This window comes from Streptomyces sp. NBC_00076, assembly GCF_045041235.1.
Lineage (GTDB): Bacteria > Actinomycetota > Actinomycetes > Streptomycetales > Streptomycetaceae > Streptomyces.
Map to the genome: position 1 here is coordinate 4537459 of NZ_CP108242.1, position 20294 is coordinate 4557752.

General features: G+C 70.0%; 17 protein-coding genes. 8 read left to right on the top strand and 9 right to left on the bottom strand.

The annotated features are described in order from the left end of the window. The first annotated feature begins 55 nt into the window (after window positions 1–55). From OHA64_RS20460 to OHA64_RS20475, 4 genes are all read left to right on the top strand, one after another. Window positions 56–1321 carry a low temperature requirement protein A gene (locus OHA64_RS20460; protein WP_405615045.1) on the top strand — a complete coding sequence of 422 codons (1266 nt, stop codon included), beginning with the start codon at window positions 56–58 and terminating at the stop codon, window positions 1319–1321. Between the two features lie 83 nt (window positions 1322–1404). Further along, window positions 1405–2427 carry a P1 family peptidase gene (locus OHA64_RS20465; RefSeq protein WP_405615047.1) on the top strand — a complete coding sequence of 341 codons (1023 nt, stop codon included), beginning with the start codon at window positions 1405–1407 and terminating at the stop codon, window positions 2425–2427. Between the two features lie 286 nt (window positions 2428–2713). Then, window positions 2714–3931, top strand: coding sequence for an Ig-like domain-containing protein (locus OHA64_RS20470; RefSeq protein WP_405615049.1), 1218 nt, complete (start codon window positions 2714–2716; stop codon window positions 3929–3931). A 187-nt stretch (window positions 3932–4118) separates the two neighbouring features. Further along, window positions 4119–4865: a DUF6227 family protein gene (locus OHA64_RS20475; protein WP_405615051.1), complete on the top strand. Its 747-nt coding sequence runs from the start codon at window positions 4119–4121 to the stop codon at window positions 4863–4865. A 126-nt stretch (window positions 4866–4991) separates the two neighbouring features. Here the strand turns inward: OHA64_RS20475 and OHA64_RS20480 are convergent, their stop codons facing one another. From OHA64_RS20480 to OHA64_RS20500, 5 genes are all read right to left on the bottom strand, one after another. Further along, window positions 4992–5240: a hypothetical protein gene (locus OHA64_RS20480; protein ID WP_405615053.1), complete on the bottom strand. Its 249-nt coding sequence runs from the start codon at window positions 5238–5240 to the stop codon at window positions 4992–4994. A 117-nt stretch (window positions 5241–5357) separates the two neighbouring features. Beyond that, window positions 5358–7454: a fructose-specific PTS transporter subunit EIIC gene (locus OHA64_RS20485; protein ID WP_405615055.1), complete on the bottom strand. Its 2097-nt coding sequence runs from the start codon at window positions 7452–7454 to the stop codon at window positions 5358–5360. A gap of 286 nt (window positions 7455–7740) precedes the next feature. Next, complete coding sequence (pfkB, locus tag OHA64_RS20490; RefSeq protein ID WP_405615057.1) at window positions 7741–8688, bottom strand: 1-phosphofructokinase; 948 nt, start codon at window positions 8686–8688, stop codon at window positions 7741–7743. After that, complete coding sequence (locus tag OHA64_RS20495; protein WP_405615059.1) at window positions 8685–9446, bottom strand: DeoR/GlpR family DNA-binding transcription regulator; 762 nt, start codon at window positions 9444–9446, stop codon at window positions 8685–8687. The genes pfkB and OHA64_RS20495 overlap by 4 nt, the downstream gene beginning before the upstream one ends. A 200-nt stretch (window positions 9447–9646) precedes the next feature. Continuing rightward, window positions 9647–11155, bottom strand: a complete 1509-nt coding sequence (locus OHA64_RS20500; RefSeq protein WP_405615062.1) for an MFS transporter — start codon at window positions 11153–11155, stop codon at window positions 9647–9649. 63 nt (window positions 11156–11218) lie between these two features. On the opposite strand from OHA64_RS20500, the gene OHA64_RS20505 reads away from it, so the two are divergent. Then, complete coding sequence (locus OHA64_RS20505; RefSeq protein ID WP_405615064.1) at window positions 11219–12220, top strand: helix-turn-helix transcriptional regulator; 1002 nt, start codon at window positions 11219–11221, stop codon at window positions 12218–12220. A gap of 612 nt (window positions 12221–12832) precedes the next feature. Here OHA64_RS20505 and OHA64_RS20510 read toward each other — a convergent pair. Further along, entirely contained in the window at window positions 12833–13828 is a 996-nt protein-coding gene (locus tag OHA64_RS20510; protein ID WP_356773609.1) for a sigma-70 family RNA polymerase sigma factor, read from the bottom strand. 169 nt (window positions 13829–13997) lie between these two features. Here OHA64_RS20510 and OHA64_RS20515 point away from each other — a divergent pair, with 169 nt between their 5' ends. Continuing rightward, a complete protein-coding gene (locus OHA64_RS20515) occupies window positions 13998–14528 on the top strand; it encodes a GNAT family N-acetyltransferase (protein WP_405615066.1) in 531 nt (176 codons plus the stop codon). A gap of 47 nt (window positions 14529–14575) precedes the next feature. Here the strand turns inward: OHA64_RS20515 and OHA64_RS20520 are convergent, their stop codons facing one another. Continuing rightward, on the bottom strand, window positions 14576–15391 hold the full coding sequence (locus tag OHA64_RS20520; RefSeq protein WP_405615068.1) for a dioxygenase: 816 nt from the start codon (window positions 15389–15391) through the stop codon (window positions 14576–14578). 110 nt (window positions 15392–15501) lie between these two features. On the opposite strand from OHA64_RS20520, the gene OHA64_RS20525 reads away from it, so the two are divergent. Continuing rightward, complete coding sequence (locus OHA64_RS20525) at window positions 15502–16017, top strand: MarR family winged helix-turn-helix transcriptional regulator (protein ID WP_405615070.1); 516 nt, start codon at window positions 15502–15504, stop codon at window positions 16015–16017. 94 nt (window positions 16018–16111) lie between these two features. Here the strand turns inward: OHA64_RS20525 and OHA64_RS20530 are convergent, their stop codons facing one another. Together OHA64_RS20530 and OHA64_RS20535 are read right to left on the bottom strand one after the other, a co-directional pair. After that, window positions 16112–17641, bottom strand: coding sequence for an MFS transporter (locus OHA64_RS20530; protein WP_405615072.1), 1530 nt, complete (start codon window positions 17639–17641; stop codon window positions 16112–16114). Between the two features lie 172 nt (window positions 17642–17813). Then, window positions 17814–18458, bottom strand: coding sequence for a TetR/AcrR family transcriptional regulator (locus tag OHA64_RS20535; protein ID WP_405615074.1), 645 nt, complete (start codon window positions 18456–18458; stop codon window positions 17814–17816). Between the two features lie 496 nt (window positions 18459–18954). Between OHA64_RS20535 and OHA64_RS20540 the strand changes: the two genes are divergently transcribed. Then, window positions 18955–20280, top strand: a complete 1326-nt coding sequence (locus OHA64_RS20540; RefSeq protein ID WP_405615076.1) for a M6 family metalloprotease domain-containing protein — start codon at window positions 18955–18957, stop codon at window positions 20278–20280. The last annotated feature ends 14 nt before the right edge of the window (window positions 20281–20294 follow it).

Sequence of the window (20294 nt, forward strand, 5' to 3'; positions counted from 1 at the left end):
CCGCCGGCGAAGTCATCCCCAAGCCATTCAGGCGCTGATCTGCTGTGCTGGACCCATGACGTCCAGTTCCCCTCCCCCGCCCGTCCCCCAGGGCGCTCCCGAACGCCGCGGCCCCCTGCGCAGGCTCACGGCCCGCGGTCGCCAAGAGGCACATCGTGTGGCCTCGCCACTGGAGCTCTTCTTCGACCTGTGTTTTGTCGTGGCGATCGCCCAGGCCGGCATCCAACTGGTGCACGCCGTGGCCGAGGCGCACACGGGCGAGGGCATCCTCAACTACACGATGGTCTTCTTCGCCATCTGGTGGGCCTGGATGAACTTCACCTGGTTCGCCTCGGCGTACGACAACGACGACACCCTGTACCGGGTCGTCACCCTGGTACAGATCGCCGGCGTCCTGGTCCTGGCGGCCGGGGTCTCGCGGGCGTTCGAGGAGCACGAGTTCCTGGCCGTCTGGCTGGGCTACGTGATCATGCGGCTGGCCATGATCGCGCAGTGGCTGCGGGTGGCGCTGTCGAGCGAGGGCCCGGAACGGACGATGGCCCTGCGGTACGCCGGCGGCGTGCTGCTCTGCCAGGTCGGCTGGCTGGGTCTGCTGGTCCTGCCCGAGGGCGCCCGGCCCTGGGTGTTCCTGGTGATGGCGCCGCTGGAGATGTGCGTGCCGCCGTTCGCGGAGAAGGACCACCCGACGTCCTGGCATCCGCACCACATCGCGGAGCGGTACGGACTGTTCACCATCATCGTGCTCGGCGAAACGATCGCCGCGGCCACGGTCGCCGTGAAGTCGGGCATCTACGAGAACGACGCACTGGACGATCTGCTGCCGATCGCAGGGGGCGGTCTGTTGATCATCTTCGCCGCCTGGTGGATCTACTTCGTGGTGCCCATCCATGGTCATCTGCGCTCCAGCAGGCAGGCGTTCCTGTGGGGCTACGGCCACTACCTGGTCTTCGCCTCCGCCGCGGCGATCGGCGCCGGGCTGGAGGTCGCGGTGGAGCAGACGCTCGGCAAGGCGCACATCTCCACCCTGGCCGCGGCGGCCGCCGTGACCCTGCCGACGGCGCTCTATCTGCTCACCGTGTGGGTGCTGCACTCCCGGCACTACAAGGTGGGCATCGCCCAGCAACTGGTGCTGCCGACCACGGCACTTCTGGTGATCGCCAGCTCCTTCCTGGGCGAGTGGGCGGTGTTCGCGGCGGGCATCGTGGCGGCGCTGGCGGTGGTGGTCGGCACGACGCTCACGGCACGCATGACCGCGCGGGAGGCCGACTCGGCGCGGGAAGCCGGGGACGCTCGGGAGGCCGGCGACGCGCGGGCCCTTTGAGGGGCTGGTGGCGCCATAGCCGGAGGGACGCCGGCGGGCGCGGAAGCGCATGGGCCCCCGACGGCTGGACGAGACTGGGATCCATGACAGTTGACGCATTGACGGACATCGCCGGTGTACGGGTCGGGCACGCCACGCGTACCGGCGGGGGCTGGCTCACCGGCACCACGGTCGTGCTCGCGCCGGAGGGCGGGGCAGTCGCCGCCGTGGACGTGCGTGGCGGCGGGCCCGGCACAAAGGAGACCGACGCCCTCGACCCGCGCAACCTCGTGCAGAAGGTCGACGCGATCGTGCTGACCGGCGGCAGCGCGTACGGCCTCGACGCGGCGTCCGGGGTGATGGCCTGGCTGGAGGAGCAGGGGCGAGGCGTACCGGTCGGGGTGGACCCGGCGCAGGTCGTGCCGGTGGTACCCGCGGCCTGTGTCTTCGACCTGGGCCGGGGCGGCGACTTCCGGGCCAGGCCGGACGCGGCCACGGGGCGCGCCGCGGTCGAGGCGGCCGCGGCGGGCGAGCCCGGGGCTCGGGTGCCGGAGGGATGTGTGGGCGCGGGTACGGGCGCCACGGTCGGGCCGCTCAAGGGCGGTGTCGGCACGGCGAGCACGGTGCTCGGCTCGGGGATCACGGTGGCCGCGCTGGTCGTGGCCAACGCGGCGGGGTCGGTGACGGATCCGGAAACGGGAGTTCTGTACGGGGAGTTGTTCCAAGGACGGGTGGAGTACCCGGAGACAGGTGTCCATGACCATGCCCTGCGTCGCCTCGCCGACATCACGGCGACCAACGCGCCGCCCCCGCTCAACACCACGCTCGCGGTGGTCGCCACCGACGCGGACCTGTCGAAGGCCCAGGCGCAGAAGCTGGCCGGCACCGCGCACGACGGCATCGCCCGCGCCGTGCGACCGGTGCACCTGCTCCACGACGGCGACACCGTGTTCGCGCTGGCGACGGGCGCCCGACCGCTCGGCACCGACCACCCCCTCGCACTCAACGAGATCCTCGCGGCGGGCGCGGACGCGGTGACCCGCGCGATCGTCCGCGCCGTGCACGCGGCCGAGTCGGTGGCCGCGCCGGGCGGGACGTGGCCGTCGTACGGGGAGTTGTACGGGTAGTTCCAGAGGGAGTCGCACGGGGAGTCGTAAGTGGGGGTGTGTCAGGTGGGTGTGTGGGGGAAGTCGGGCGGGAGCCGCTGAGGCGGACGCACTGCGGGAGGCGTGGAAGGGCCACCAGGGGACGGACTGCGGGAGGCGCGCCGGCCGGCAAACCGGCGTGGCATTGTCCCGGTTGTGTCACGTGATGGCGTTCATCGCGACCGGAGGGAACCCGACCGGCCCGCGATGCCTTCTTTCTTCACGCACTGGAGCGGATCACCCACATCACAAGAACCTGGAGCAGCCCGTGACAAGGCCGGACACAGCGACTCGGCGCGCACTCGGGGCCTGTGCCGCCTTGATGGTCGGCGCCCTCACACTCACCGCCTGCGGCAGCGACGCCAACGCCAAGAACGACGACAAGGGGAGCACCGGCTCCGGCAAGACGTCGGCGGCAAAGATACTCATCTCGGCCAAGAACGGCTCGACCGGGGCGTCGATCAACTCGACCGGCGTGCAGGTCAGCGACGGCACGCTGACCGACGTGAAGATGACGGTGGCGGGGGCGGGGACGGCCGTACCGGGAACGATCTCCGCGAACGGCGGCGCCTGGAAGCCGAAGGAGCAGTTGGAGCGCGGGACGAAGTACGAGATATCGGCGACCGCGAAGGATACGGACGGCAAGTCCACCGCCGCCGAGTCGGTCTTCACGACCGTCTCCAAGGCGAACAGTTTCATCGGGACGTACACGCCGGACGAGGGGTCGAGGGTCGGCGTCGGGATGCCGGTGTCGTTCAGCTTCGACAAGGCCATCAGCGACAAGAAGGCCGTGCAGTCGCACATCGCGGTGACGTCGAGCAGTGGGCAGAAGGTGGTCGGGCACTGGTTCGGGGCGCAGCGGCTCGACTTCCGGCCCGAGGAGTACTGGAAGGCCGGCTCCAAGGTCACGATGAAGATCGACCTGGACGGGGTCGAGGGCGCGAACGGCGTCCGGGGAGTGCAGAAGAAGACCGTCAGCTTCACCATCGGGCGCTCGCAGGTGTCCACGGTCGACGTGAACACGCAGACCATGACGGTCGTTCGGGACGGCAGCACGTTGAAGACGGTGCCGATCTCGGCGGGCAGCCCCGAGTTCACCACGTACAACGGGCAGATGGTGATCTCCGAGAAGTACCGGAAGATCCGGATGGACAGCAGGACGGTCGACCTCGCGAACGCCTACGACATCCCTGACGTACCGGACGCGATGCGGCTGACCACGTCGGGCACCTTCATCCACGGCAACTACTGGTACAACAAGGCCAACCCGCCCTTCGGCAGCCAGGGCACGAGCCATGGCTGTGTGGGCCTCCAGGACGTGCGGGGCGGCCAGGGCGGCACCCCCGCCAAGTGGTTCTTCGACAACTCGCTCATCGGGGACGTCGTGATCGTCAAGAACTCCCCCGACAAGACGGTGTCCCCCGACAACGGGTTGAACGGCTGGAATGTGCCGTGGAACGAGTGGGTCGCGGGCAGCGCCGCGTGATCACTTCCAACGTGTGCAAGTAGCACCTGACCAGCGGTTTTTGACGAATCATCGGGCCGCGTGGGAACTTTCCCCGCGGCCCGGACGTTTTCCGGGCGTATGTTTTCTCGGTTCCCGGACATGATGTCCGACCGAGGGGCTACGGTATGCACCCACAAGGTGACATGCAGCAACGCCGGGAGAAACCTTGAGCGTTCCGTACGAGACGGCAGCGTACGAACCACCCGAGTCGCCGGAGTCTCCGGAGGAGCATCTCGCGCGGCTTCTCGGCCGTGCCCTGAACTCCTTCGAGCTGCCGGACGAGACGATGCAGCGACTGGACTGCGCGCTGGCGCACGACAGTTCACTGCACTCCGCGCACCACAGCGCGGGGCTGCACCGTGAGACGTATCGGCACACCTGGCTGCTCGACGACGGCTCGGCGCTCACATTGTGGGAGCTCGTCCACAACACAGCTTCGGGCAGCGTCCCGCAGCACGAGGTGTACGTCGACGAGGAGGAGCTGCGCACGGCCACCGCGCGGCTGCCGCTGCCGCCGGACGCACCGGACTTCGAACTGCCGGTGACGGTGCAGCTGTCACCGGTCCCCACGCCCCGGCACGCGTATGCGCGGGACGACTCGGCCGATCACGCGCGGCGGCTGCTGCGCCGCGCGGAGAACGCGGACCGCCCGGACGCGGAGACGGCCACGTTACTGGCCACGGCGTGCGCCCACCAGATCACGCAGGCCTTCGGACGACCGGGCCGTGCGGGCCGTGCAAGGTTGTGTTTCTCGCTCTACGAGCACGCGTTCCTGCTGCGCGACGGTGAGGAGGTCTCCCTCTGGGAGGTCGAGCACACCGCCACACCGAACGGCCGGCACATGTGCGAGGTGTACCTGAGCGAGGCCGCGGCCAGGGACGCGATGGAACGCCGGGCGGCACAGGTCTCCTGAGCTTCTGAGCTTCCGCGACAGCGGTCGGCCGTGGCAGCTGAGGGCCGGTCGGCTGTGTCAGGTGGTGGGGCCGGTCGCCTGTGTCAGATGTCGGCTGCTGTGTGAGCTGGTCTTCCGATGGCTGTGTCAGCGGTCGCTGAGCCGTCGCACCAGGCCCGCGAACTCGTCCTGTTCCACCGAGGTCAGTTCGACCGACTCACGCTCCGGGCCGATCTGCCGCTGATGGGGCAGGTCGTACGCGGCCTGCGCGCGCCGCATGGCGGCTTCGACACGACCGCGGCGCAGCATCACGGCCAGCCCGATTCCCCAGGCGACGGTCACCAGGACGAGGAACGTCATACCAAGGAACTGGTAGACGGAGACATGCTGAGGCATGCGTTCCAGTAGACACCACGGCCCGGGACCCAGGTCCCGGACCGTGACGTATCTCGCATGTGCCGTGAACAACTCACGGCATCCCAAAGGGACGGAGCGGCGATGGGGCAGAGGTGGCTACGCGGCCACCGGCTGCTTCTGCTCCGCCGCCGTGGCGGCCGTCTCCGCCGTACCGGGGGCCACGGCACCCGGCGCCGGCTTCCGCAGGCTCTTCAGCACCACGACCAGGGCGGTCGTGACGCCCACGCCGGCCGCGATGGCGATGAGGTAGAGGAACGGGTTTCCGATCAGCGGGACCACGAAGATGCCGCCGTGCGGGGCGCGCAGGGTGGCGCCGAAGGCCATCGACAGGGACCCGGTGACCGCGCCGCCCACCATCGAGGACGGGATGACCCGCAGCGGGTCGGCCGCGGCGAACGGGATCGCGCCCTCCGAGATGAAGGAGGCGCCCAGCACCCAGGCGGCCTTGCCGTTCTCGCGCTCGGTCGGCGTGAACAGCTTGGCGCGGACCGTCGTGGCCAGGGCCATCGCGAGCGGCGGGACCATGCCGGCCGCCATCACGGCCGCCATGATCTTCATCGCGGAGTCGCTGGGGCTCGTGACCGCGATACCGGCAGTGGCGAAGGCGTACGCGACCTTGTTGACCGGGCCGCCGAGGTCGAAGCACATCATCAGGCCGAGCAGGGCGCCGAGCAGGATGGCGTTGGAACCGGAGAGGCCGTTGAGCCAGTCGGTCATGCCCTTCTGGGCCGAGGCGATGGGCTTGCCGATCACGACGAACATCAGGAACCCGACGACCGCCGAGGAGATCAGCGGGATCACCACCACCGGCATGATGCCGCGCAGAGCCGCCGGAATGTTGACCTTCTGGATGGCCAGCACCACGCCACCGGCGATCAGACCGGCCGCCAGACCGCCGAGGAAGCCCGCGTTGATGGTCAGGGAGATCGCACCGCCGACGAAGCCGGGCACGAGACCGGGCCGGTCCGCCATGCCGTACGCGATGTAGCCGGCCAGGACCGGGACGAGGAAGCCGAAGGCGACGCCGCCGATCTGGAAGAACAGGGCCGCCCAGCTGTCGGCCTGCATCCACATGAAGTGGTCCATCACCGACGGCGCCTTGTCGACCTTGTATCCGCCGATCGCGAACCCGAGGGCGATCAGCAGACCGCCCGCCGCGACGAAGGGGACCATGTAACTGACGCCGGACATCAGCCACTTGCGCAGCTTGGTGCCGTAGCCCTCGGCGGAGTCGCCGCCCCGCTCGACGGGGGTCCCGGGAGCGGAGCCGGCGGTGACCTCCCCGCGCTCGGCCTTCCCGCGTACCTCGGTGATGAGCGCGCCGGGCCTGTTGATGCCCGCCTTCACACCGACGTCCACGGTGGGCTTGCCGGCGAAACGGTCCTTGTCCCGTACGGGCACGTCGTGGGCGAAGATCACGCCGTCCGCCGCCGCGATCACCGCCGGGTCGAGCCGGGTGAAGCCGGCCGAGCCCTGCGTCTCGACGACGAGTTCGACGCCCGCCTCGCGGCCCGCGTTCTCCAGTGACTCGGCCGCCATGTACGTGTGGGCGATACCGGTCGGACAGGAGGTGACGGCGACGATACGGAAGGGACGCTCCTCGGAGGCCTCCACGGCTCCGGCAGCCTCGGCGTCGGGGGCTTCGGCGTCAGCGTCGCCGTCAGCTTCGGCGGTACCCGTGGCGGCGCCGGCGGAGGCCGCCGTCGGCGCCGCCACGGAGTCTTCGGAGGCGCTCTCGGCGGCAGCCGCGGGTTCGTCCCCGCGGATCAGCGCCGCCGCGGCCGTCGCGTCGCCCGCCGAGCGCAGCGCGTCGGTGAACTCGGCGTTCATCAGCTGCCGGGCCAGGGAAGACAGGATCGTCAGGTGGGCGTCGTCCGCGCCGGCGGGGGCGGCGATCAGGAAGATCAGGTCGGCGGGGCCGTCCGCCGCGCCGAAGTCGATGCCGTCGGCGCTACGTCCGAAGGCGAGCGTCGGCTCGGTGACGTGTTCGCTGCGGCAGTGCGGGATGCCGATGCCGCCGTCGAGGCCGGTCGGCATCTGTGCCTCGCGGGCGGCCACGTCGGCGAGGAAGCCCTCCAGGTCGGTCACCCGGCCCAGGGCCACCATGCGTTCGGCGAGGGCACGCGCCGCCGCTTCCTTGGTCTGGGCGGACAGGTCGAGGTCGACCAGGTCCGCGGTGATCATCTCGCTCATCGCGGGCTCCTTCGCACGCGTATCGCCCGGGGGGTGGGGTGGGCGGGGGTGGGGACGGGGGTGCAGTGGGGGTGTGTGGGGGTGAGGCTGGTGCCGGAGAGGGGGCTGGGGAGACCCCGCCTCCGTTCGACCGCGGCGGGTAAAGGGGAGTCCTGCCGTACGGCGACCGGTCGGGTCGGGGCCGATCCGGTGCGGACCGATCCGGTGCGGACCGATCCGGTGCGGGCCGATCCGGTGCGGACCGATCCGGCAGGGGCCCACCAAGTGGTCGTAGCCGTACGGGCGTTCATGACACCGGCTCCTTCAGTACGCGATCCACCGGTACCTCGGCCGTGACGGTCACCGCCGCCGGGTCCAGGTCGCCCGGTGTCGGCATCTCGCTGCCGGGCAGCTGCACAGCCGCCGCCCCGTGGGCGACCGCCGACGCGAGGGCTTCCGGTCCGCTGCCGCCGGCGATCAGGAAACCGGCGAGGGATGAGTCACCGGCGCCCACATTGCTGCGTACGGTGTCGACGCGCGCGCTGCCGAACCATGCGCCGTCGCCGTTGACGAGCAACTGCCCGTCGGCGCCCAGACTCGCGAGCACCGCGCCCGCGCCCATCTCCCGCAGTTCCTCGGCAGCCTTCATGGCGTCGCCCACCGTGGACAGGGGGCGCCCCACGGCCTCCGAGAGCTCCTCGGCGTTCGGCTTCACCACGTCGGGCCGCTCGCGCAGCGCGGCGAGCAGCGCGGGCCCAGAGGTGTCCAGGGCGATCCGCGCGCCGACAGCGTGTGCCCGCGCGACCAACTCGGCGTACCACTGAGGCGCGAGTCCCCGCGGCAGACTTCCGCAGCAGGCGATCCAGTCCGCGTCGGGCGACTGGACGCGCACCGTCTCCAGGAGCAGCTCCCGCTCCTCCGCCGACAGTTCGGGGCCCGGCGCGTTGATCTTCGTGAGCACGCCGTCGGACTCCGCGAGCGCGATGTTCGAGCGGGTGGCTCCGGCGACCGGGACCGGCGCGACCTCGATGCCCTGCGCGTCCAGCAGGTGGGCGACGAGCGCGCCCGGCGCACCACCCAGGGGCAGCACCGCGACCGTGCGCTGCCCGGCGGCCGAGACGGCGCGCGAGACGTTCACGCCCTTGCCACCCGGGTCCATGCGCTCGCCGGTGGCGCGGATGACCTCGCCACGGTCCAGCGAGGGGACCTCATAGGTGCGGTCCAGGGACGGGTTCGGGGTGACGGTGAGGATCATGCGCGCACTACTTCCGTGCCGCCGCGCTCGATCGCGGTGGCGTCTTCGGGGCTCAGCCCGCTGTCGGTGATCAGCAGGTCCACATCGCTCAGGGCGCCGAAGCGGGCGAAGTGCTCCTGGCCGTGCTTGGCGGAGTCGGCGAGCAGCACCACACGCCGGGCCGCGGCCACCGCCGCCCGCTTCACCGCGGCCTCCGCGAGGTCGGGAGTGGTCAGACCGTGCTCTGCGGAGAAGCCGTTGGCGGCCACGAACAGGACATCGGCGCGGATCTCGCCGTACGCCCGCAGCGCCCAGGCGTCCACGGCGGCGCGCGTACGGTGCCGTACGCGCCCCCCGACGAGGTGGAGCTGGATGCCGGGGTGGTCCGCGAGGCGGGCCGCGATCGGCAGGCTGTGGGTGACGACGGTGAGCGAGGCCTCCAGCGGGATGGCGGCGGCCACGCGGGCGATCGTCGTCCCGGCGTCGAGGACCATCGTGCCCTCGGTCGGCAGCTCCGCGAGGGCGGCCTTGGCGATGCGGTCCTTCTCGTCGGCCGCCGTCGTCTCGCGCTCGGCGAGGTCCGGCTCGAAGTCGAGACGGCCGGCCGGGATGGCGCCGCCGTGCACCCGGCGCAGGAGGCCGGTCCGGTCGAGGGCCTTCAGATCCCGGCGGATCGTCTCCGCCGTGACCTGGAACTCCTCGGCCAGTGACACCACGTCCACCCGCCCGCCGTCACGGGCGAGCCGGAGAATCTCCTGCTGCCGCTCCGGTGCGTACATGTCCGTTCGCCTCCGACCTGTGCCCGAACTTGTGGTTTCGCAGGGAGGCTACGCCGGGATTTCCGGAAAGTAAACAGGTTCGGACGTTATTCGGGCATGAACGGACTTCGGGCAGGAACGACATCGGCCGTCTCTGAGCGCGAGCGCAACACAAGGGCCCGGCACCTCCCCAGGTACCGGGCCCCTTTCTCCACCCCCGCTCACGCCACGAGCTCACGCTCCCTCTCGTCCACCGCCCCGAACTCCGGGCCGGCCCCCTCCACATGCTGCGCGGGCCGCTTCGGGAGGGCGAACATCAGCAGGAAGATGACGCCCATCACCGCGGCCACCCACCACAACGCGTTCTGGAAGCCCTCCACGAAGGCCGGGCGCACCTGGGTCGGCCGCAGATCGTCGGCCATCGCTCCGAAGAAGACCACGGAGACCAGCCCGAGCCCCAGCGCGTTGCCCATCTGCTGCACGGTGTTGATGAGTCCCGAGGCCGAACCGGCGTGCTCGCGCGGCACCTCCGACAGCACCGCGTCCGTCAGCGGGGCGACAATCAGGCCCATGCCCGCCCCCATCACGACCAGCGGCAACGCCATCTGCCAGGACGCGATGCCGAGGCCGTACCGCTCGGACTCCCAGATGTAGAGCAGCACGCCCAGCCCCATCCCCAGCGCGCCCGCCTGGAGCACCTTGCGACCGAAGCGCGGGACCAGCTGCTGCACGGACAGACCGGCCGCCAGGGACACGGCGATCGAGAACGGGACGCCGGTCAGCCCGGCCCGCAGCGGGGTCCAGCCCAGCCCCGTCTGCATGTACATGGTCCACACCAGGAAGAAGATGCCCAGCGCGACCCCGAAGACGGTCTGCACGGCGATACCGGCGGCGAAGCTCTTGACCCGGAAGAGGGACAGCTCGATCAGCGGGGACCCGTCGCGTGCCGTCTTGCGCCGCTCGTACGCCACCAGCGCGCCGAGCACCGCGAGCGAGCCGCCCATCGACACGTATCCCCACACAGGCCAGCCCAGCTCCTCGCCTCGGGTGAGCGGGTAGATCAGCATCAGCAGACCCAGCGTCACCAGCGCGACGCCCACCAGGTCCAGCTTCAGCGCCTTCGGCGCCTTGGACTCGGTGATGAAACGGCTGCCGAGAACCAGGCCCGCGATGCCGACCGGCAGGTTGATGAGGAAGATGGGCCGCCATTCGAGCCCGAACAGGTTCCACTCGGTGAGCAGTGCGCCCAGCAGCGGGCCGGAGACCGCGCCCAGGCCGACGATCGCGCCGAAGAGTCCGAAGACCTTGCCCCGCTCGTGCGCCGGGAAGGTGGCGTGCACGATCGACAGGACCTGCGGCACCATCAGCGCCGCCATGCCGCCCTGCAGGATGCGGGAGGCGACCAGCATCTCCGGGTTCGCGGCGAAGCCGCACAGCGCGGAGGCGAGGGTGAAGCCGCCGATACCGATCAGGAACAGCCGCTTGCGCCCGTGGATGTCGCCGAGCCGCCCGCCGGTGATCAGGCCGGCGGCGAAGGCCAGCGCGTATCCGGCGGTTATCCACTGGATCTGACTGAAGGAGGCGCCCGCGTCCCGCTGGATCGACGGGATGGCGATGTTGACGATCGTGACGTCGACGAGGTCCATGAAGGCCGCGGTCATCACGATGGCGAGGGCGAACCAGCGACGCCGGTCGCCCGCCGCCCTGGGAGTGGGCTCGGTGGAGGTCATGTCCCACAAGCTAAGACCCCATTAGGTCAGATCGTGTCCTATTTCTGCGGCATCCTCGAAGCCATGACGACGGACACTCCGGCTCGACTCCTCCACCTCCTCTCCCTCCTCCAGACGCCGCGCGAATGGCCCGGCGGCGAGCTCTCCGAGCGCCTCGGGGTGTCTCGGCGTACGGTCCGGCGGGACGTCGACCGGCTGCGCGAGCTCGGCTATCCCGTGCAGGCGACCAAGGGCGCCGACGGCGGCTACCGGCTCGTCGCGGGCAAGGCCATGCCGCCGCTCGTGCTCGACGACGAGGAGGCGGTGGCGATCGCGGTGGGGTTGCGAGCGGGTGCCGGTCACGCGCTGGAGGGCGTCGACGAGGCGTCCGTACGGGCGCTGGCCAAGCTGGAACAGGTGCTGCCGGCCCGGCTGCGGCACCGCGTCGCCACACTCCAGGCCGCGACGACTCCGCTCACCAGCGGGGACGGGGCGAGCATCGCACCCGAGACGCTGACCGTGATGGCCTCCACGGTGGCCGGGCGGGAGCGGCTGCGGTTCGCCTACCGCGCGCGGGACGGCGCGGACTCGCGCCGCGTGGTCGAGCCGTACCGGCTGGTCTCCACCGGGCGGCGCTGGTACCTCGTCGCCTACGACCTCGATCGCGGCGACTGGCGTACGTTCCGCGTCGACCGGGTGAGTTCACCCTTGGCCACCGGCGCGCGGTTCACGCCGCGGGAGTTGCCGACCGGCAGCGCCGCGGAGTACCTCCGGCAGTCGATGTACGGGCGGCACGAGATGTACGACTTCACGGTGACGTTCGACGCACCGGCCGAGGCGGTCGCCGCCAGGCTGCCGGGATGGCTCGAGGCCCTCCCGGAGGCGCTCGACGGGGAGCGGTGTCGCCTGCGCGGATCCGCGGGGGACTCGGCGGAGTGGCTGGCGGTGCGGTTGGCGATGCTCGGCTTCGACTTCACCGTGCAGGAACCGGAGGAACTGGTGCGGTGTGTAAGGGAGTTGGGTGCGCGGTTGGTTCGGGCGGGGGGTACGGGGGCGGGTAGCGCCGGGGAGGTGCGGCGGGATTGAGTGAGGAGGCCCGACCTCATCGGGCACCCGCACCCGAAAAGCCTGAAAACAACAGGCACACACAGAATTCTGGAGACGCTGGGCCCATGTGACAGAATCTGCCCTCCGGCGGGCCACCCCGGGGTTCAGGTTCGGGGTGTCCCGCCGGTCCGGCATATCCGGGGGCGGAGCGGCACGAAGAGAGCCGGACCCCGGCGCCCGGGGGGGGGAGGGCGCCGAAGCCCGGCTCGGGGAGAGTCCCGGCGCCGGGGGGAGTGCGACGGGACTTGGCTCGAGGGGTCCGGGAGATGGTCTCGGACTCGAACTCCTGGGCCCTGAAGTCTTGTTCCCGGGGCCCAGCGGGTTGAAGCGGCGTTACACGCCATGTTTGCGCTGTCTTTCGCCACCGGGCGCGCGCCGGGTCACGGGTGCCGAACGGATTGCGTCACGGGTGCCAACGGATGGCGTCGCGAGTGCCGAACGGATTGCGTCACGGGTGCCAACGGATTGCGTCACGGGTGCCGAACGATGGCGTCGCGACCGCCCTACCGACAGGCGTCACCGATGGCGTGAGCGAGGCGTCAGCGGTTCCCCTACCGACGCCCCGCGACAGACGTCACGCCGCCGCAGACCTCACGCCGCCGCGTCGAAGCCCGTGCTCCGCGCCAGCTTCTTCAGTTCCAGCAGGGCGTGCTTCTCGATCTGGCGGATCCGCTCGCGCGTCAGGCCGTGCTCCTTGCCGACCTCGGTCAGCGTGCGTTCCCGGCCGTCCACGATGCCGTACCGCATCTTGATGATGGAGGCCGTGCGCTGGTCGAGGCGGCCGATGAGGTCATCGAGCTCCTCGCTGCGCAGCAGGGTCAACACGGACTGCTCCGGGGAGACCGCCGACGTGTCCTCCAGGAGATCGCCGAACTGGGTGTCGCCGTCGTCGTCCACCGACATGTTCAGGGAGACCGGGTCGCGGGCCCAGTCCAGGACGTCCACGACGCGCTCCGGGTTCGAGCCGAGCTCGGCGGCGATCTCGGCGGGCTCCGGGTCGCGGCCGTGTTCGCGGTTGAACTCCCGCTGCACGCGCCGGATCCGGCCCAGCTCCTCCACCAGGTGGACGGGCAGCCGGATCGTGCGCGACTGGTCCGCTATCGAGCGGGTGATCGCCTGACGGATCCACCAGGTCGCGTACGTCGAGAACTTGAAGCCCTTGCGGTAGTCGAACTTCTCGACCGCGCGCACCAGGCCGGCGTTGCCCTCCTGGATCAGGTCGAGGAGAGGCAGCCCACTGCGGGGATAGCGGCGGGCCACCGCGACGACCAGACGGAGGTTGGAGCGGATGAAGACGTCCTTGGCACGCTCACTCTCGTCGACCAGGGCCTGGAGCTCCTCACGGGAGGCATCCGCCTTGGCGTCCTCGTATCCGTCGAGGACCTGTCGCGCGAACACACCCGCCTCGATGATCTGAGACAGCTCGACTTCCTTGGCGGCGTCGAGCAGCGGTGTGCGCGCGATCTCGTCGAGGTACATGCCGACCAGGTCGCGGTCGGCGATCTCGCCGCCACGGACGCGAACACTGCTTGCCGTGTCGGTCCGACCGGTGGCGGACTGACGACGGGCGACGGCACGGGTTGCCATGCGTGCTCCCTTGCGATGTGAGTCAGCGGGTGGTCCTTGGGCGCTGGGCACTCTCCTCGGGTGCCCTGCTTCCGATGGAAACAACGACTGGAATCCGGACAGAATTCCCAACCCACCCGCCTGTTTTTCTGATCATGCAGTATCCTGCCCGGCCACAGAGGGAGGTCCGATGTCGGTGGAACGTACAGAGGTGCAGGTCAGGCCGGGAGTCGAGGCAGACCTCGATACCCTCACCGACCTCTACAACCACTATGTACGTGAGACCTCCATCACATTCGATACCGCGATCTTCACTCCGGAGGAGCGCCGCCCTTGGCTGCTCTCCCACCCTGAAGACGGCCCGCACCGGTTGATGGTTGCCACGGAGGCGGGTTCCCCAGGAACCTCACAGGAGATTCTTGGCTACGCCACATCGAGCGCGTTCCGCCCCAAACCGGCGTACGCGACCTCGGTGGAGGTCACGGTCTACCTCGCTCCCCACGCGCGCGGGCGCGGCGTCGGCACGCTGCTCTACAAGGCCCTCTTCGAGGCCCTGGCCGACGAGGACGTCCATCGCGCCTATGCGGGCATCGCCCAGCCCAACGAGGCGTCCGCCCGCCTGCACGAGCGCTTCGGCTTCCGGCACGTGGGCACGTACCGCGAGGTGGGCCGCAAGTTCGGCCGCTACTGGGACGTGGCCTGGTTCGAGAAGGAGTTGTAGCCCACAAGGGGCCCGAGCTCCACCGGGAGTTGTAGCCCGCGCGAGGATCAGCCGAACTGCACCGACCGCTTGGCCATGCCCATCCAGAAACCGTCGATCACGGACTTCTGCGCGTCGAGCTCGCCGACGACGTCCGCGGCGCCCATGGTCACGAACAGGGGGGCGAAGTGCTCGGTGCGCGGGTGAGCGTAGCGGCCGGCCGGGGCCTTGTGGAGGAAGTCCAGCAGGGCGTCCCAGTCGCGTGACTCCAGGGCGTGGCGGCCCCAGTCGTCGAACTCGGACGACCAGGTCGGCACTCCCCCGCCCGTGTGCCGCAGCGCGGCCAGGTTGTGGGTGAAGAAGCCGGAGCCGACGATCAGCACACCCTCCTCGCGCAGCGGCGCGAGTTTGCGGCCGATGTCCATGAGCTTCACCGGGTCGAGGGTCGGCATGGAGATCTGCAGGACGGGGATGTCGGCCTTGGGGAACATCTCGACCAGCGGGACGTACGCGCCGTGGTCGAGTCCGCGGTCCGGGATGTCCTGCACGGGTATGCCGGGCGCCCGCAGCAACTTGCGTACGGACTCGGCGAGTTCGGGGGCGCCGGGGGCGTCGTAGGTCACCTGGTAGTAGTGCTCGGGGAAGCCCCAGAAGTCGTAGACCAGGGGGACCGGCTGGACGGCTCCGAGGGCGAGCGGGGCCTCTTCCCAGTGGGCGGAGACCATGAGGATCGCCTTGGGGCGGGGCAGACCGGCGGACCAGGCGGCGAGTTCGCCGGGCCAGATCGGGTCGTCCGCGAGCGGCGGGGCGCCATGACTGAGGTAGAGGGCCGGCATGCGCTGCCCAGGGACGGCGGGAGTGCGCTCCTCGATGGCGGCGGACATGGCTGCGACTCCCTCCGGAAGAACAAAGCTTGAAACATCAAGCTATGACAATATTGAGTGTACGCCTCACTTGTTTAACATTCAAGGAGAGCTCTCGTACAGTGGAGTACATGAACACGGCATCCACATCCGCGCGCGCTGAGGAGCCCCGCTGGCTCACCGACGAGGAGCAGCGCGTCTGGCGTGCCTATATGCACGCCACCACCCTTCTCGAAGACCACATGGACCGCCAGCTCCAACGGGACGCGGGCATGCCGCACGTCTATTACGGTCTCCTCGTCAAACTCGCCGAGGCCCCGCAGCGCCGGCTGCGCATGACCGAGCTGGCCATGCACGCGAAGATCACCCGCTCCCGCCTCTCGCACGCGATCGCCCGTCTGGAGAAGAACGGCTGGGTGACCCGCGAGGACTGCCCCGACGACAAGCGGGGCCAGTTCGCGGTCCTCACGGACCAGGGCCGGGAGATGCTGCGCGAGGCCGCGCCGGGCCATGTGGCGGTCGTACGGAACGCGGTGTTCGACCGGCTCACCCCGGAACAGCAGAAGTCCCTCGGCGAGATCATGGAGATCGTCGCCGAGGGACTCCAGCCGAACGAAGCGGGAGCGGACCTGCCCTGGCTGCGCTGAGCGCGACCAGGGCAGGTCCTGTGGGGCGTACGTACGGAGCGTCCCCTCCCCGTACGTACCGATGGCCCGAAGGGGTACGAGTGGACGGGCGCCGTCAGTGCGCGACCACCGGCACCGGCAGCTCGTCCTCGACACCGTCGCCGGAGCCGGTCACCGTGCTGGTGCCCGGGCGGCCGGTGTTGATGAACGTCGCGGCGATCGTCGCGGCGAGCACGAGGATGCCGACGGCGAACCAGATCGCGTTGGTGTACCCGTGCACCTGGCCCTCCAGCTGGACCAGCTGCTGCTGGGCCTGGGAACCGGCGCCGCCGATGTGGTCCTTGATGTACGAGGTCGTCGCCGAGGCGGCGATCGTGTTCAGCAGGGCCGTACCGATCGCGCCGCCCACCTGCTGCGAGGTGTTGACCATGGCGGAGGCGACACCGGCGTCACGCGGCTCGACACCGTGCGTGGACAGCGACATGGCGGGCATGAACGCCGTACCCATGCCGAGGCCGAGCAGGATCATTCCCGGCAGGATCGTGCTGGAGTAGGTGGAGCCGATCTCGAGGCGGGTCAGGATCAGCATGCCGAGCGCGGCGACCAGGAAGCCCGGAGCCATCAGGAAGCGCGGGGGGACCCGGGTCATCAGGCGGGTGCCGATCTGCGTGGAGCCCACCATCATGCCGCCGATCATCGGCAGGAAGGCGAAGCCGGTCTTGACCGGCGAGTAGCCCTTCACGATCTGCAGGTAGTAGGTCAGGAAGAGGAACAGGCCGAACATCGCGATGATCGCGAGACCGAGGGAGAGGTAGACGCCTCCGCGGTTGCGCTCGGTGATGACGCGCAGCGGCAGCAGCGGGGCCTTGACCTTGGACTCGGTGAAGACGAACGCGGCGAGCAGGACGACCGCGGCGACGAACAGCCCGACGGTCGTGGAGTCGCCCCAGCCGTCGGACTCGGCGCGGGTGAAGGCGTAGACGAGCGTGACCAGACCGAGGATGGAGAGGATGACGCCCGGGATGTCGAGCGGCGAACGGTTGCGGCCGCCGGCCGGCTCACGGATGACGTAGTAGGCGCCCGCGGCCGCGATGATCGCGAACGGGATGTTCACGAAGAACGTCCAGCGCCAGTCGAGGTATTCGGTGAGGACACCGCCGAGGATGAAGCCCACGGCGCCGCCGCCACCGGCGATCGCGCCGTAGATGCCGAACGCCTTGGCGCGCTCCTTGGGCTCCGTGAACATCACGGCGAGCAGCGAGAGCGCGGCGGGCGCGAGCAGTGCGCCGAACGCACCCTGGAGGGCGCGGGCGCCGAGCATCATGGCCTCGTTGGTGGCCGCGCCGCCGAGCGCGGAGGCGCCGGCGAAACCGATCAGACCGGCGACGAAGGTGCGCTTACGGCCCCACAGGTCGGCGATACGACCGCCGAAGAGCAGCAGACCGCCGAAGGCGAGGGCGTAGGCCGTGATGACCCACTGCCGGTTGCCGTCGGATATGCCCAGGTCCTGCTGTGCGGACGGCAGGGCGATGTTCACGATGGTCGCGTCGAGGACGACCATCAGCTGGGCGAGCGCGATGAACGTCAGCGCTTTCCAGCGGTTGGCATCCGGGACGCCGGGAGCCTTTACGGCTGTTTGAGACATGGGGGTACCCACTTCGGGACTTCGGGACGGAAAAAGGTGTCGTAAGGGTCGGCTCGTCGGTGACGACTGCCGGAATCTGTAGGTGCGACCGCCGGTCTGTGGTGACTGGCTGGTGACTGGCTCTGAGGTCTGAACTAATCGGTCAGGCGGATCTGAGGTCTCAACTCATCGGTCAGGCTTGGCGGAGGTCCTCCATGGTCACGGCCGCGCCCGGCAGGACGGAGTGGGCCGGCGCCCGCAGTCCGTCCAGGAACAGCTGCAGATGACGGTGTACGAAGCGGTCGGCGCTGACGCACGCGGTACCGGCCGGGGGCCGGCTGAGCTGGGCCACGGCGACCATCAGATCGCCGACACCCACGTCGACGCGCATCTGTCCGGCCGCCTTGGCGCGGTCCATGATCTCGTCGATGATCTGCTCGACCCGCTGGCGGGCCGCCTCGAGGTCGGGGTGGTTCCGGTCGAAGGCGTTGGCGAGCATCGGGCACAGCGCGCCGATCCGCTCGTCGGCCGAGACGTGCACGAAGCGCTCCAGCGCCCCGAAGGCGTCGCCGTGCTCCGCGAGCGCCTGTTCGGCCGCTTCCGAGGTGCGATCCATGACCGAGCAGATGACCTCGCGGACGAGGGCGTCCCGGTCCGGGAAGTTTCGGTACACCGTCGCGTTGCCGACGCCGGCCCGGCGGGCGATCTCGTCGATCGGCACGTCGGGGCCGAACTCGGTGAACATCTCCCGAGCGGCACTGACGATCCGCTCCCTGTTGCGCAGGGCGTCGGCGCGCGGCCGGGTCGCCTTGTTCTGCACGGGGGTCGCGGTCTGCACGGTGCACTCCTGAGGTTGTACGGGTGACATTACGTAACGAATGTGACGAACGGGTAAATATCCGGGGATGGATTCCCCGTTTCGCTCGAACACATGGCTAAACGGGGAAGTGGTCCCCGGTTATTTCCCTTCTCGGCGAGGATTCCATGTGACCTGAGTCACAGGATGGGTCGAGGCCTCTCGGGACCGGGGCGTGGAGCTGGTGGGGCCCGTCTCGGAGCGGCTGGCTGGTTCCGCGGGCCCGCCTGTCCAGGGGGATTCCAGCTGGTTCCGGGGGCCCGTCCTGGAGGGGATGGCTGCTGGTCCCGAGGGTCCGCCCTGGAGGGGAGATTCCAGCTGGTTCCGGGGCCTGACCTGGAGCGGGCGTCACCTGATCCCGGGGCGAGAAACCCACGTTCGGTCTCCTCCAGCGCGCGCCCGTGAACCCCTCGACACAGGGTGTTCGAAAGGGCGCAGCCTTCCGTTCGGCGGCTGCCGCGGACCGAAAGGGCCATGCATGCAGCCGCAGGCTGGGAGACCTCGGGGAGGGACGGGCACCTCTCCGGAGCCGCTCCGGCGTCGGATACGCCCGCGCCGCGTGGCCGCCCTGGCCTCCCTGACCGCGCTGACTCTCGCAGTCAGCACCTCGGCCGGCACCGGACGCCTCCCCCCGGGCCCGTCGACGGCCGGCGCAGGACCGGTCCCCATCGCCCGCTCGGCCACCCAGGGCCCCTGCATGATCAGCGGCGGCCCGACGGTCCAGATGTCGGAGGGCGTCCCGACCTCCGGCGGCTACTCCCGCTCCCTCGGCACCGTCCACGTCCTCACCCTGATGGTCGACTTCTCCGACGCGCCCGGCTCGGGCAGCGCGCAGAGCCGGTTCCGGGAGTTCTTCCCGATGACGCAGGAGTGGTTCCGCACCAGTTCCTACGGCCGCCTCGACTACCGCCCCGAGACACCGATCCCCGACTGGCTGCGCATGCCGAGGTCGTTCCGGTCCTACGGCATAGAGCGCGGCACGCCCTTCGACCCCGGCTACCGGCAGCTGGTCCAGGACGTCGTGGCCGCGGCCGATCCCAGGGTCGACTTCCGGTCGTACGACTTCCTGAACGTGCTGGTGACACCCAACGCGGGACCCTCCGCGCTGAACACGGTCCTGTCGGTCACCTTCGCCGGCAACACGGAGGCCCCCGTCGCCGACGGCGTCCGGGTGGCGAACGCCTCCTTCGTGTACTCCCGCCAGGACGACGGCTCAGGCTCCTACGACAAGACCGGCTACCGCGTCCTCCCGCACGAGAACGGCCATGTCTTCGGCCTGCCCGACCTGTACACCCCGGACGGCGGCGGCGCGGTCGGCCACTGGGACATCATGAGCGAGGACTGGGGGGCCAACAACGACCTGCTGGGCTGGCACAAGTGGAAGCTCGGCTGGCTGGACGCCGACCAGATGAGCTGCGTGACGACACCCGGCACGACGGAGCACATCCTCACCCCGCTGGCCCGGACCGGCGGCGCGAAACTGCTCTTCGTCCCGCTCGGCGGCAGCACCGGATACGCCGTCGAACTACGCACACGCGAGGGCAACGACGAGACCGTGTGCAGGCCGGGCGTACTGATCTACAAGGTCGACGCGGACGTGGACACCGGCCAGGGCCCCGTCACGGTGCACGACTCCCGCCGCGCCAGCGGAGGCTGCACCCGCAGCCCGAACGTCCACGCCGAACTCTCCGACGCCCCGTTCGCCCCCGGCGAGGATTTCCGGGACCTGAGGAGAGGCATCCGCATCTCGGTGGCGGGGGCGGACCTCTCCGGGAACTACCGGTTGCTGGTGACTCGGCGTTGAGCATTGAGGGGGTG